The 14414-nt window shown below is 76.1% G+C and carries 5 protein-coding genes and 1 pseudogene; 2 read left to right on the forward strand and 4 right to left on the reverse strand.

Annotated elements, in window-relative coordinates:
• Nucleotides 1-63: 63 nt before the first annotated feature.
• Genes FM119_RS00280 through FM119_RS13760 form a run of 4 tightly spaced genes read right to left on the reverse strand, consistent with a single transcriptional unit; the run spans nt 64 to nt 13911 of the window.
• Nucleotides 64-3063, reverse strand: a complete 3000-nt coding sequence (locus FM119_RS00280; RefSeq protein WP_087135693.1) for an AAA family ATPase — start codon at nt 3061-3063, stop codon at nt 64-66.
• The gene (locus tag FM119_RS00285; RefSeq protein ID WP_087135694.1) at nt 3048-3521 is read right to left on the reverse strand and encodes a hypothetical protein; all 474 of its coding nucleotides are present in this window, start codon (nt 3519-3521) and stop codon (nt 3048-3050) included. Before FM119_RS00285 ends, FM119_RS00280 begins: the two co-directional genes overlap by 16 nt.
• Before the next feature lie 10 nt (nt 3522-3531).
• On the reverse strand, nt 3532-6555 hold the full coding sequence (locus FM119_RS00290; RefSeq protein WP_087135695.1) for a hypothetical protein: 3024 nt from the start codon (nt 6553-6555) through the stop codon (nt 3532-3534).
• Nucleotides 6556-6603: 48 nt separating this feature from the next.
• Nucleotides 6604-13911, reverse strand: a complete 7308-nt coding sequence (locus FM119_RS13760) for a hypothetical protein (protein WP_087135696.1) — start codon at nt 13909-13911, stop codon at nt 6604-6606.
• A gap of 131 nt (nt 13912-14042) precedes the next feature.
• Here FM119_RS13760 and FM119_RS13765 point away from each other — a divergent pair, with 131 nt between their 5' ends.
• The gene (locus FM119_RS13765) at nt 14043-14216 is read left to right on the forward strand and encodes a hypothetical protein (RefSeq protein ID WP_179205136.1); all 174 of its coding nucleotides are present in this window, start codon (nt 14043-14045) and stop codon (nt 14214-14216) included.
• Nucleotides 14213-14414, forward strand: a pseudogene (locus tag FM119_RS13970) (hypothetical protein); the annotation flags it as partial. The gene FM119_RS13765 and the pseudogene FM119_RS13970, both read left to right, overlap by 4 nt.

The raw sequence follows: 14414 nt of genomic DNA on the forward strand, positions 1-14414 counted from the left end.
CGCTCACGCCCCGACCTCGCCCGGTCCCGCGGCTCACGCCCCGATCTCGCTCGGCCCCGCGGCTCACGCCCCGATCTCGCCGGGTCCCGGCACGTCCTCCGGCAGCAGCAGGACGAGGTCGTCCATCGACGGGGCGGTGATCGAGCGGGTGCGCCTGGCGTGGTTGGCGATCGCGGCGTCCATCACCTGCCTGGCGTAGCGGCCGTTGCCGAACGATGCCGTGCGGTCGACGGAGGAGAAGTGCCCGCGCAGTGCGGCGACGGTCGGACCGGTGCACTCGTAGCCGGAGGCGGTGGCGTGCTGGTTGACGATGGTGACCAGCTCGTCGGGGGTGTAGTTCGCGAAGCGCACCCGGTGCGAGAAGCGCGAGTCCAGCCCGGGGTTGGTGGCGAGGAAGTCGCCCATCTCGCGCTCGTAACCCGCGGCGATGACGACGACCTCGTCGCGGTGGTCCTCCATGAGCTTCACCAGCGTGTCCACGGACTCCTTGCCGAAGTCGTTGCCCCCTCCCCCTCCGGAGGAGAGCGTGTAGGCCTCGTCGATGAACAGCACGCCGCCGCGCGCCCGGTCGAAGGCCTCCGTCGTCCGCCTGGCCGTGTGCCCGACGTACTCGCCGACCAGGTCGGCGCGCGACACCTCGGTCACCTGCCCCTGGGCGAGGACGCCGAGGGCGGTGAGCAGCGAGCCGTACAGCCGGGCGACCGTCGTCTTGCCCGTCCCGGGGGGACCGGCGAAGATCAGGTGCCTGCTGAGCGAGGGGGCGGGCAGCCCCGCGGCCTGACGCCGCCGGGCGGAGGTGAGCAGGTCGACCATGCCCTGCACCTCGGCCTTGACGTCATCGAGCCCGACGAGCTCGCGCAGCGTCGCCAGCAGCTGCTCGACCCTCTCCTCATCGACCCGGCCCACCCCCGCACCGATCGACGAGCCGGGAAGCGGGCCGAGGTCGTCGGGGATGAGCCGGGTCAGCGTCAGCGCGTCGACGTCGGCGGTCGAGCCGAGCCGGTACGCCTGTCGGCCGAGCATCTCCTCGAACACCTTCCGCGCGGTCCGGCCGTTGCCGAAGGTCTCGTCACGCGGCAGCTCGGTGAAGTAGTTGTGCAGGGCGGCGCGGGTCTCGAACTCGAGGCTGTAGTGGTTGGCGCGGCACAGCCCCTCGACGATGGTGACCATCTCGGCCGAGGCGTAATCGCTGAACTCCACCGTCCGCGAGAACCGCGACGACAGGCCGGGGTTGGCGGCCATGAAGCTGCGCATGTCGTTCGTGTACCCGGCGACGATGACGACGACGTCGTCGCGGTGGTCCTCCATCAGCTTGACGAGCGTGTCGATCGCCTCGCCGCCGAAGTCGTTGCTCGACCCCGAGTCCTTCGACAGCGCGTACGCCTCGTCGATGAACAGCACGCCGCCGAGCGCCTCGGTGAAGCGCTCCGAGGTCTTGATCGCGGTGCCTCCGATGACGGCGGCCACGAGGTCGGGCCGGGCCACCTCGACCAGCTGCCCCGTCCTGACCACGCCGAGCGCCGCGAGGATGCGGCCGTAGAGGCGGGCGACCGTCGTCTTCCCTGTCCCGGGGGAGCCGGCGAAGACGAGGTGACGGGACACCGGCGGCGAGGGCAGCCCCGCCTCGGCGCGCTTCTCGGCCATCTGGTGCATGCGGACGAGCGTCTCCACCTGCCGTTTCACCCCGTCGAGGCCGACGAGCGCGTCGAGCTCGGCGAGGAGGCGCTCGAGCTCCTCCCCGTCGCGTCCCCCCTGCCCGCCGCTCGCCCGCGCTCCCTCGTCTTCGGCGCCGTCGTGTGCCCCGCCCGCGCCCCTGGCCTCGGCGCCGGCGCCCTCGTCGTCGCCGAGCGTCACCGTCACGTCCGTCTCGGCACCGATCTCGCTCGGTCGCTCCGTCCCCGACACGACCGTTCCGCTGACCGCGCCCGAGGCGCGGCCCTCCCACACGCTTCCCGCTCCGCAGTCCCGCAGCGCACCGCCCTCGACGTCGGCCCTGGCGTCGTCCCTGACGAGGACGCCAGCGGCCGTCGCGGCGACGACGACGACGTCGACGAGGCTCGCCGTCGCCTCGCCCGACGCCAGCACCCCCACGCCGTCCGCCCGCTCGATGCGCGAGGACACGAGGCGGAGCGCCGAGGTGCCGGACACGACGACGGCGTCGTGTCCCGCGTCGGTGAAACGGCAGGAGTCCGCGTCCAGCCGGGCGTCCTCGACCAGTTGGACCGCGTGGGCCGCACCGTCGGCGACGATCACCCGCTCCAGGGCGATCACGGCGCCGCCCATCCCGACGACCCCCTGCGCGCCGAGCCCGTCCATCCGCACGTCCGTGAGGGTGACCTCCGCACCGGAGCCGGCGAGGACACCGACCGCGCCGTCGCCGATGCCGACGTCACTCATCTCCAGCCGGCCCCCGCCCTCGACCGTCGCCGCGGCGCCTCCGGCGCCGTCGATGCGGCTCGCGGTGACGACGAGCCGCGCCCCGTCGGCGACGAGCACACCGCCGTCGCAGCCGGAGATCCGCACGTCGTCCAGCTGCGCCTCGCTCGGCCCCCTGACGACGAGCGCGGTCGTGGCCACGCCGCTCAGCCGCGTGCCGGCGAGCTCGGCCGCGCCGCCCTCGAAGACGAGCACACCCGCGCCGGAGGAGTTGCCGAGCCGCGAGCCTGTCACCGCCAGCCGTGCGTCCGCCCTGACCACGACGGCGACCTCCGTGGCCGCCTCGACGACGCACTCGTCCAACGACAGCGCGCCCGACTCGACGTCGACCGCGACGTCGCCGGAGGCGCGCGCGACGGTGATGCCGGAGATCCGCGCCACCCCTGCCCTGCTGCGGACGGCGGCGCCCGCGACCGGCTCGATCCGCACCCCGCCCGCGTCGCCGACACCGGAGAGCGTCACCGAGCGGTCGACGAGCAGGGACTCCGGGTACACGCCGGGCCGGATGGAGACGATGTCGCCGTCCCTCGCCGCGGCGAGGGCGGAGGCGATCGTCTGGTGGCAGTCGGGGCTGCCGGCCGCGACGGTGAGGACGGCTCGGTCCGGGGCAGTCAGGCGAGGGGCCATGTCGTGCTCTCCCAGTTGTCGGGGCGGAGCGCCGCGTACAGGCGCCGCCGGGTCGGGGCGTCGACGGGCGTGGGCTCGCCGGAGACGCGGAGGTGGGCGACGAGCTCCGGATCGGGGGCGATCCAGTGCTGGTCCACGTAGTAGGCAGAGGCGTCGCTCCAGATCCAGACGCCGTCCGAGCGCAGCCCGGCCGGGACGGCCGACTCCTCACCGGTGACGGCGTCCCTCAGCGCGGCGGAGCGCAGCAGCGGCGTCCCCGTCGCGAGCAGTGCCAGCAGCTCGGCGCGCTCGCGCTCGTCGACGACGAGGGGCCGGGCCGCGGCGAACCACGGCTTCCCGTCGCTGCAGCCGTCGAACACCCGGGCGACACGCGGCGGGGCGGTCGGCTCCGGTGTCACGGCCCGGCGTGCACGTCCCCGTCCCTCGGACGGGGCGGCCCTGTCGATGCTCACGGTCATGGCGGTCCTCTCAGCCGGCGATCGGCAGCGCGCCGAGCCAGCGGTCGTCATCGGCGTGGCGGGGGACGGCGGCGTCCCCTCCCGTCTCGGCCCGGCCGTCCGCGGCGGCGCGCAGCCGCGTCGAGGCGGCGTCCTCGTCCGAGCCGAGCTCGGCGAGCAGCAGCCGCGGGACCGGCCCGTCGACGGTGCCGAGCACCCGCAATCGGGTGTGGGCGGGCAGGACGACGTCGGTCCCGCCCTCGGCGGGGGCGAGGACCCGGTCCAGGCGCCGGCCGCTCGTCGTCCAGATGAGGGCCTCCGCCGGGCCGGTACGCGGGCCGTCGACCGGGGCGGACACGAGCGGCTCGCCGAGGCTCAGCATGTCCCCGATGCGGGTGTCGCCGAGCGAGGGCAGCCCCCTGACCACGACGGCGCGGGCCGTGGGCAGCAACGCGAGGCCCTCCGCCAGGCAGGTGTGGAAGTCGAGGTCGTAGCCGGACCGCGGTTCGGCGGCGAACACGCGCACGAGGGAGAGCGAGGTGAGCAGGGCGGAGCGGTCGGCGGCGACGCGCATCCCCGGCTGCTGCGCGAGCAACTGCGCGACGGTGCGGCTCGCGACGTCGTAGCGGGGGCCGAGGGCGGCACGCACCCGGTGGCGCTGCTCCGGCGTCGAGCGCGCCGGGGTGGGGATGCCGAGGTCGCGGGGCACCGTCGGGTCCGCCGGCGTCGCTTCCGGGGCGGGCACGGGCGCGGCCTCCCGTGCCGGTGCCGGTGCGGGCGCGGGGGCGGCCTCCCGTGCCGGTGCGGGCGCGGACAGGCCGGCCGATGCGGCCTCGGTCGCCGGGGGCGCCGCCCGTGACCCCGCGGTCGACGCGGTGTCCGGAACCGCCGCAGGGTCGGGTGCGGGTGCGGGTGGGGGCTCGGCCGACGGCTGGGCCGCCGCGGGTGTGGCAGAGGTCGGGGCTGCCGAGGCGGGACGAGAGGCCGGAGTCGGGACAGACGAGGCGGAGCGAGGGGCCGGAGTCGGGACAGACGAGGCGGAGCGAGGGGCCGGAGTCGGGACAGACGAGGCGGAGCGAGGGGCCGGAGTCGGGACAGACGAGGCGGAGCGAGGGGCCGGAGTCGGGACAGACGAGGCGGAGCGAGGGGCCGGAGTCGGGACAGACGAGGCGGAGCCAGGGGCCGACAGGGCGACGCCGTGCGAGGGGTGTCGCGCGGCCACCGCCCCGGCTGCGCCCGAGCGAGCCTGTTCCCCGAGCACGGCGGCGTCCGCGAGCGCGGGCCGCGCCGAGCGATCCGCGCTGTCCGCGGTCGTGGCGGGAGCGTTCATGGCAAGAGCGTTCATGGTGTGATCGCTCGCGGCGGGAACAGGAGCGGGAACAGGAGCGGGCCGCGATCGTCCCTCCGAGCGGGGGACGCCGGTCGAGGATCGACCGCGCAGTGCGCCGGCCAGGGACTCGCCCGCTCCGGCCCTCTGCGTCCGCGGCGCCGGAGTCGCGTCGCTTTCCGAATTCGGGTGCGGGTCCAGGTCCGGTTCCGGTTCCGGGTCCGGGTCCGGGTCCGATTCCGATTCCGACTTCTGCTCCGCGACGGCGACGACCGCACCCCACTCCGCGACGACGAGCACCGGCTCGACACCCGCCGCCGTGCGTGGGAGGACGTCGTCGGCTCCGCCGGACGGCCGCGCCGCCGCGGGGGCGCTCCCTCCCCCGGCGAAGCGCGCGCCGCGGCGGCCCCCTCCTGCCGGTGCGGCTCCGGTGCGTGCTCCCGGCTCGGCTCCGGGTCCCCGCTCGGCTCCCGTTCCCGGCTCGCCGTCACCGTCGGGGACGGTCTCGGCCGCGATGATCCTGCCGTCGTCCGTCATCGCGAGACCGACGCTCGGCGCCCAGAGGCGGGGCAGCTCATCGACGAGCATCCTCCTCGCCGGGTCGTCGCGGGGGATCACCCGCACGGTGGTGCGAGCGCCCAGCTCGTCGACCATCCGGCCGAGCGGCCCGGCCAGGCACGACAGGTCTCCCCCGTCGCCGTGGACGAACACCGCGAGCGCGTCGGGGAGCGTCGTCGCATCCGCCTCCGTGATGTCGGGGGCGTCCGACACGGGCCGGACGATCACCCCCTGGGGCACCGCCTGCGCGACCCAGCCGGGCGCGAGCGCGAAGACCCCTCCCCCGCGCTCGGCCAGCCCGGCCGGAGCCGTCCAGCGCTCCAGCACCGGCTCACCGTGCGGGGCGCAGACGCTCTCCAGGGCGAGGGTCCCGGGGAACCGTTCGGGCGCGGCGTCCAGCCGGACCACCCTCCCGTTCATCTCGACGCCGTGCGCGACCCGGATCGGCCGAGCCAGCTCGTCGGCGAGCGCGCGCACCGTGGCGGAGGTCAGACTGTGGCGTCCGTAGCCGACGAGGACGGCGGCATCGGCCGCGGCGGGCGGCAGTGCGCGAAGCGCCCCGGCCAGCCGTTCCACCGACGGCGCCGGCTCGGCCGGGCTGCCGACGACGAGCAGCATCCGCCCGGAACGCACCGCGACGCGGGCCAGCGTGAGCGCGTGAGCGCGCGGGGATCCGGCCGTCGCCCAGATCCCCGCGGGGATGTGGGCGCAGCCGTCGATGCGCGGCGCCAGTCCGCTCTGCCACGACGGGGCGGGCTGGCGGCGGCCCAGGCCGGTGCGCGTCCCGTCCGGCCCGTGCGCGACCCAGCCGTCGCCGCCGCCGACGGCGAACAGCGCGCCCTCCGCGCGGATGAACCGTCCGGTCGGAGCGACGACCGGAACCCCGAGTGCGGAGGCGAGCCGCGCCGCGGCGGGGTCCTCGTCCCCCTCCGCCGCGGCGAACCCGGCGGCCGGGACGACGACGCGGCCGCCGACCAGAGGGCGGAGCGTGTCGAGCAGGAGCCCGTCCGGGGACGCGAGCGCATTCCCGGCCGAGGTGTGCGCCACCAGGTAGCGGTCGGCGGAAAGCGGCGGCAGCCCGTCCAGCAGTGTGGCTGCGGCGTCACGGGCCTCGTTCGCCTCGGCGACGACGATGCCGCCGTCGGTGCGTTCCACGGTGATCGGGCTCACGTCACTTCCCTTCCTCAGCATGCACACGTGCCCGGGGCGTGCGCCGGTTCACCTGCCGGGCGGACGGGAACCGTCGCCGGGGAGGACGTCGCCGGACGTGGCGTCCGCCTCGGCTTCGGCGAAGGCGGAGTCGAAGAGCTCCTGCACGTCGACGAGCCCGTCCTCGACGGGCGCTCCCGGCGACGCCTCGACGGCTGCGGCCGTGGACGACTCGCTGGGCGCGACAGGCGACGGCTCGACGGCTGCGACGGCCTGGACGTCACCGGGAGGAACGGCGTGCCCCGCCCCGTGCAGCGGTGCCGTGGACGGGGCCGAAGGGGCGGTGTCCGCCAGCCCGAGCAGGTCCTGGAACAGCAGGTAGTCCGCGAAGACGTCGTCCGGCTCGGGCCCGTCCGCCGGATCTCCCGGCTCGAGTCCTGCGGCAGTGCCGCCGTGCACGGGTTCGGGCTCGGGTTCGGGCTCGGGCTCGGTCGCGGGTACCGGCACCCGCTCCGCCTCGACGCCGTCACCGGGCTCGAGCCCCGGCCCGCCCACCAGGCCGAGCGCCTCGAGCTGCTGTGCCCACATCTGCAGGACGACCGGGCTGGACACCGTCACCTCCTGCGGCCCCGACCCGCCGCGGAGCCTGTCGGCCGCGCGGCCGACAGGGGTGGAGTTGTCGACCTCGACCCTGACGGTCAGCCGGAGCTCGGCATCGACGATCGCCGACTCGCCCCCGTGGCGATGCTTCTCGGACGTGGACACCTCGGTGGACGACTCCGTCGAGCGCCCCTCGCTCAGGCGGACGCTCGGCAGGACCGTCCCCGTGAGGGTGTCGGGCCCCGGACGCCCGGTCACCGACCCGGCGGCAGCCGCGCCCGCCTCGGTGCCGCTCTTCACCGCGGTTCCGCCGCCGTGCGAGGAGCCGACGGTGTGGCTGAGCGTCGTCTCCGGCGCCACGGCGCCGCGCCGGACGGCGGGGTCGGCGATGCCCCCTGACACCGTGATCGACACGCGCCGGTCACGGAACGCGCCGTGCCGGGCGATCAGGCCGTCGATGCGGTGCTCACGCCCGCCGATGATCGAGGGCAGCGCGCTGAACAACGACGTTCCGGAGAGCACGGTCCGCAGGGCGTCGTCGTACACGTCGCCCTGCCGCGCGGCGGCGCGGTCGCCGAGCAGACCGGCCACCGCCTCCCTGACCGCGGCCGCCCCGTCCGCCTCCCAGCGCAGCGGACGCCAGGCCCCGGTGTCCGACAGCGGCACCGTCGTGCTCGGACCGGCGTCCGCGTCGGCAGCGGCAGCGGCGGCGCCGGCGCGGTCCGCCGGGTTCTCGACGCCCGCATCGGAGGCGGGCGCGGCAGCGGGCGTCCCCGCGGGCGCGACGACGTCGAGGGTCGCCGGTACTCCGTAGCTGCCGAGCGACGTCGTCGTCCCCCCGCTCACCGCCCGCGGCGTGAGGGCGTCGGCCGCTCCGGCGAGGTGTTCGTGCACGTCGATGCGGAGACCGATGTCGACGGGGTGGCTGCTGTGCTCCAGCGTCGAGTGCTCGGCCGTGACCGTGAGCGACGGCAGCGGGGTGCCCGTGGCACTGCGGTCCCATCGCCTGCTCAGCGGCGTCACGCCCAGCTGCCCGGCGACCTCGCCTCCCGTGACACGGCCGCGGGTCTCCGTCGGCGCCACGTGCAGTCCCGCCCTCGCGTCGAGTCCGGCCGTCACCTGGGTGTACCTGGTCGTCTTCGTCGTCGCACCGCTCACGCGCTCGGTCGTCATCGTCCGACCCTCCAGCCGCGCGGGAGGGCGGGCGCCGCGCGGCCCGTCCTCCGTGCGCGACGACACCGTGACCTCGATGCTCGCGACCCGCTGATGCAGCCGACCGGGGGCGAGGGGGACCAGCACCCGGCCCGGCTCGACCAGGGCGTCGCGCAGGAACGGCGACCCCGCGGGGGCGTTCACCAGGCGGTCGACCCGGGCGAGCACGAGGTCGATGTCCTCCGGCGACAGCCCTGCCGTGTGCGCCCTCTCGGAGATGCGCGTGCGCGCGGCGGCGTCCAGCCCGTCCGAGACGACGGAGGACACCGCGGCGTCGGAGTGCGCCCGCAGCGGATCGAGCGGATCGCCCGGATCGAGCGGATCGCCCAGATTGAGCGGATCGCCCGGATCGTCCGCGATCGCCGCGTCGGCGGGAACGGGGGCGGCGTCGACGACCCCGGCCACCGCGTCAGCCCCGGCAGCCGCATCGCCGCCCTCGGCCGCTCCGGGCACGTCCGGCGCCGCGGACCCCTCCGCCGCCGGGCGCAGCGCCTCGGGGACCTCCAGCCCGTTCGCACGGTAGAAGGCGACCGCGTCGCTGACGGGGAGCTCCACGTCGACCGAGCCGGGCTCGAAGCGCGTCAGCGTCGCCGCGGCGAAGTCGCGCCGCATCCCCATGCCCGCGATCGTCAGCGTCGGCGAGTACACCCGCCTGGCGTCGAAACGCAGCACGACGGTGTCCTGTGCAGAACCGTGCGAGACCGTCGTTCCCGTGGAGTACTCGCTGTCCCTCGAGCGGCCATGGCTGAGGCCGAGCTTGAGCGCGAGCTGCGCCATCATTCCGGGACGCGACGTCAGCGGCGTCACCCTGACGGTCCCGTCCGCGCCGAGCGTGACGCTGCGCTCGCTCGACCGCGCCACGGCGTGCTCCGCGGCGTGACCGCGGGACAGGGTCCGGCCGGTGCGGGTCTCGACGACCACCGGGTTCGCCAGGCTCTGCCGCACCGTCACACTCCCCCTCAGGTCGCCGAGGGTGCCGGGGAGCACGAGAGCACCGGTGCCGAGCCCGTCGCCGCGGAGTCCGGCCTCGGCGACGGCGGCCAGCCCGTCCGCCCCCGCCAGACGTGCGACGACGGGCTCCGTCGTCGAGCCGGGACGTGTCAGCGGCGACAGCGTGAAGCTGTGCTCGTCGCCGCCGACCGTGATCGCCGTGGCCCCCCAGCTGGAGAAGTTGCCGCTGCCGAGCGGGGTGCGGTACCCTCCGTTCCCTGCGAGCGCGCCGCTCCGCTTCGACAGCGCGGCCTCGACGAGCTCGGCATGCTGGCGAGCCCCCTCGACCCGGTCGACAGTCGCGAAGGGGCCGAGCTGCGCCGCATCGATCGCCGCGAACACCGTGCCGTCGCCGTCGCCGTCGCCGGCCACCGTGCGTCCCCCAGCTCCGGGGGCGGGGGCGGGGCCGGGCGGCAGCACCGTGCCGCCGCCGTCCTCGCGCCGCACCCGCGCGGTCCCGTCGAGCGGGATGCGGGCGCCCTCGTCGTGCACGCGCAGCCGGTCCTCGGCCGACCCGCCGAACTGGCGACCGCCCAGCAGCCACCGCTGCCAGATCGAGGGCTCGGCCGTGGAACGGTGGACCGCCCTGAGCTCCGTCGCGGCGGCCCTCCGGCTGACCGTGCCCGTGCCCTCCGCGCCGTGCTGCTCCTTGTCGGTGTGCGATGTCGAGTTCTTCGCCGTGCTCTGGATGCCGAACGCGACCCCCGCCGTCCCCGTCCCGATCGACGAGCGCCCTCCGGCGGGGATGAGCAGTTGCGCCCCGGCGTACAGTCGCTGGCTCGTCTTGCTCTCGGTGCTCATCTCGCTCTTGTGTGCCACGGTGTGCTCGGTGCCGAGCGTCGCGTCGGCTCGCCGGGACAGCAGCTCGCCGAAACGCATGTCCGCCGTCAGCTCGATGCGGTGGGTGCGTCCCTTCTCCGACCAGACGACCGTCGTGGTGTCGGTGGCCGCACGGTGCAGCGCCTCGACGCCGTTCCTGCCGGAGAACGCGGCACGAACGGCCTCGGCCCCCCGCCCGGAGAGGTGCAGGGCGTCAACGAGACGGTCGACGAGGTCGGCCGGCACCGACTCCACGGTGTCACGGGCGGGGTCGACATCAGTCGTCGTGCGGGCAGCGGCGGCCCGATCGGCAGCGGCCGGATCGGCGACAGCCGGGGCGACGGTGCCCGGATCGGCGACGACCGGCGCGACGGTGCCCGGATCGGCGACCGCTGCGACGGCGGAATCGGCATCGACAGCGGCATCCGCGGCGGCGGCGTCGGTGCCGGCGGTGCCGGCGCCGGGTGCGGCGGACCGGTCGACGGTCCGCGTCGCGGCCGCCGGCGCCTGGACGGCCCCGCGCCTGACCTCGTCCGGCACGTGCAGACCGCGTTCCACGGCCTCCGCCACGCTCAGCTCCAGGCGGGTCCTGACCACGAACTCCTCACTCCGCGCGTCCGCGCGCCTCCCGAACGCCGAGGCGACGGCAGAGCCGAGCACACCCGCCGGGGGCGTCTCGCGACGGAGCGTCCTGCTGATCGAGAACACGGCGACCTCGTCGTCGCTGCGCCGGGTCCGCGTGTGCTTCTCGTCCGTCGACCGGCCGTTCTGCCCGCTCAGCCCCAGGTCGGCGACACCGCCCGCTCGGACGATGCTGCCGCCCGCGCTGCCCCTCGCCCCTCCGCCGACGCCGAGCTCGCTCGTCGCCGACTGCCCGTGCGAGACCGCCGTGCTGCGGGTGCGGCTGGTGGATCCGTCGGCGAGCGCGACGAAGGTCACGGTCGGCGGCTCCGTGGCGACGGTGCGGAGCCGGTGCGGCCCCACCGTCTCGGTCACGTCGCCGTCCGCGAGGAGGAGACGGCCAGCCGCGTCGAGCGTCGATGCATCGCGGTGCCGGCTGCCGCCGATGTCCAGGTGGGAGATGCGGACGGGATCGACGTCGCGCAGATCGACGCCGCGCGGGCGGTCGGGGGCGGCGTCCGGGGGCGTCCCCGTCCCCTCGTCGCCGGCGCGGGCGGGGGTGGGTGTCCCGACCGGCTGCGGCTGAGCGGCCGCATCGACCTGCCGAAGCTCGGGCACCGACAGGCGCACGTCGACGGGGACGACGGTGTCCAGCGCGATGTCCGCGGCGGCCTCCGCTCTCGGGGCGGGATCGGCGTCGACGAGCCGGATGCTCGCCGTGGCAGGGAGCCCCTCCGCCACCGCCGTCGCGGTCAGCGAGCCTTTGAGCGCCTCCTTGACGGAGACGTCCTCGGCCCGGGTGGTGGCCGCCGTGACGGAGGCGGTCGGGAACACCGGTGCGGCCGAGTGGCCCATCTGGAGCTGGACCTCGATACGTCGGGAGTGGTTGGCACCGGACTTGCTCGACGCCTCGGCCGAGGTCGTGCGCGTGTAGCCGTCAGCGGGAGCGGCCGTCGCCGCGGGGGCAGGGGCAGCGCCGTCGGCAGGGGCGGCGCCGTCGGCAGGGGCGGCGCCGTCGGCAGCGGCGGCGCCGTCGGCAGCGGCGGCGCCGTCGGCAGCGGCGGGGGCGGCGCCGTCGTCCGGGGCCGCAGCAGCGGGGACCGCATCGGCGAGCTGGTCCACCCGTAGCCCCACCCGGTGGCCGTCCACGCTGATCCCGCCGTCGTCCAGCGCGGAACGCCAGGCGGCGGCGAGCTCCGCGACGGTCGGGTTCTCGCCCAGGCCGAGCGCGTGCCGGACCCCGTCCGCGGCGACGGCGTCGGGCATCCCCCCACCGATCAGCTGCTGCTCGATCGCCGAGACGAGCCGAGCGTGACCGTCGGCGTCGACGCTGACGATCGGCAGGGGCTGACCGGCGAGCATCGCCTCCCAGGGGTACCCGGCGGCGGGCGGGCTCCCGGCGTCCGCCGTCTCGGCCACCGGCGGCGGGCCCTGGTCGGGAGCGGGGCGGGAGGTCTCGACCGGGGCCGGCGTCGCATCGGGCGGTCCCGACGGGTGCGGGGAACCATCGGCCTGCGCGACCCCGGAGTGGCCGGCGTTCAGTGCCCCGGTGTTGTCGGGGCCCGGGACCGCGGAGTGATCGGTGCGCGGGGTCCCCGACTCGACGGGGGGTGTGGACGCGGCGTCCGCGGACGCCGGGGTGTTCGCGGCTGCCGTGCTCGCGGGAGTCGTGCTCGCGGGAGTCGTGCTCGCGGGAGTCGTGCTCGCGGGGGTCGTGTCCGCGGAAGTCGCGTCCACGGGAGTCGCGTCCACGGGAGTCGTGTCCGCGAGGGTCGTGTCCGAAGGAGTCGTGCCCGCGGGGGTGGCCGTCTGGACCGCGTCCGCGTCCGCGTCGAACCTGATGCCCGACTCGGGTGCGATGCTCGACGCCTCCGGCGCGTCGGAGGATGCTGAGACGGTTGACGTGTCGTCTGCCTCTGGGCGCACCGACGCATCCGACGGTTCCGGGAGCACCGATGTGCCGGGGATCTCGGGCTTCGCCGACGCCTCCGCGACACTCTCGGCCGTGTCCGCGAGCTCTGTTTCGCCGGTGCCACCGTGGTCGGCGATCAGGTGAGCGCCGTCCGGCGCGGTCGCGACCGGGGTCGCCTCCGTCGCTGATGCCACCGCCCCTGTCGCGGTCTCGGAGCCCGTGCTGGTCCCGGGGCTGGACGCCTGCTCCCGGCCACCGTCCGGGGCCGCAACGTCGGGGCCCCCGTCCGGCGTGGCGTCCATGCGCGTTCCCGTCCCGGGGTCGGCGGTGGACGTCGCGGGGGTGGCCCTCATCTCCGCGACCGTCGGGTCGGAGACGCCTCCCTCGGGCGAGGTGCCGGACGTGCCCGCGGAGCCGGACTCGTCCGCCGTGAGCGCCGCCCCCGCGGTGTCCGCGGTGCTCACCGCCTCCGTGGGCCCCACCGCGTCCGCCGTGAGCGCCGCCCCCGCGGTGTCCGCGGTGCTCACCGCCTCCGTGGGCCCCACCGTGTCCGCCGTGCGCGCCGCCCCCGCGGTGTCCGCGGTGCTCACCGCCTCCGTGGGCCCCACCGCGTCCGCCGTGAGCGCCGCCCCCGCGGTGTCCGCGGTGCTCACCGCCTCCGTGGGCCCCACCGCGTCCGCCGTGAGCGCCGCCCCCGCGGTGTCCGCGGTGCTCACCGCCTCCGTGGGCCCCACCGTGTCCGCCGTGCCCACCGCGTCGGCAGCAACCGCGGGGGATGATGCGTCCGCTGCCGCGGACGTGCCGACCGTGTCTGCTGTGCCCGCGGTCGGCTCCGTGGACGCCGTGCCCGCCAGGGGCGGCGCGGGCTCCCCGGACACGATGCCGGGCTCCGTCCCCGTTCCGGTTCCGCTGGCCGGAGGCTCCGCGGCGGCCGACATCGCACCGATGATCGGTGCCTTCGGCCTTGCGCCGACCGTGTCGGTCGTCACCGAGGCCGCAACCGTCCGGTCAACGGCGGAGGCGGTCGTCTCGGCGACGGCCGCGGCGACCGTGGAGGGGCCCCCCGTTCCTTCGACCGCACCCGCCTCAGTCGCACCCGTCTCGGCGTGCGCACTCGACCGAGCGCCCAGGGCACCCGGGGTCACGACGCCCGCCTCGGCGACGCGCGTGTCAGCCGCACCCGTGCCAGCCGCACCCGCCTCAGTCGCACCCGTCTCGGCCACGCCTGTGTCAGTCGCAGCCGTGTCAGCCGCAGCCGTGTCGGCCACGCGCCCCGTTCGGCTGGCCCCTGACACCGTCGCGGGCGCCGCGGGCACGGGTGTCATCGGCGTGGTGATCACGGATGGCGCATCGGATGCCGCGGTCTGCGCAGTTGGCTCCGGAGCAGCCGACGCGGCCCACCCCGGAGCAGCGGGAACGGGAGCAGGAGTGGACGTGGAAGTGGAAGTGGGAGTGGAAGTGGATGGAGCAGCCGCAGCGGCAGCCGCAGCCGCAGCCGCAGCCGCAGCATCGGGGCCAGTCGCCGTGAGCGCAGCGGCAGGAACAGCAGACGGCGCAGCCGAGGGCGCAGCGGCAGACGCCGCAGGAAGAGAAGAGGACACGGCCGGCGCGACCAAACCGGACCCGGCCGGGCCGGGAACCGTCGGGGCGGCGTCTCCGGGCGTGCGCCCGTCCGCCCCAGCACTGGCCGACGCCCCGCCACTCGCCGCCACGCCGTCCGAGGACT

The sequence above is a fragment of the Mycetocola reblochoni REB411 genome (genome assembly GCF_900163835.1).
In the GTDB taxonomy this organism is placed as follows: domain Bacteria; phylum Actinomycetota; class Actinomycetes; order Actinomycetales; family Microbacteriaceae; genus Mycetocola_B; species Mycetocola_B reblochoni.

Coding starts and splice junctions, on each gene's coding strand:
- FM119_RS13765 (WP_179205136.1), top strand. CDS start 14,043: ATGCCGCGGTCTGCGCAGTTGGCTCCGGAGCAGCCGACGCGGCCCACC.
- FM119_RS00280 (WP_087135693.1), bottom strand. CDS start 3,063: ATGGCCCCTCGCCTGACTGCCCCGGACCGAGCCGTCCTCACCGTCGCG.
- FM119_RS00285 (WP_087135694.1), bottom strand. CDS start 3,521: ATGACCGTGAGCATCGACAGGGCCGCCCCGTCCGAGGGACGGGGACGT.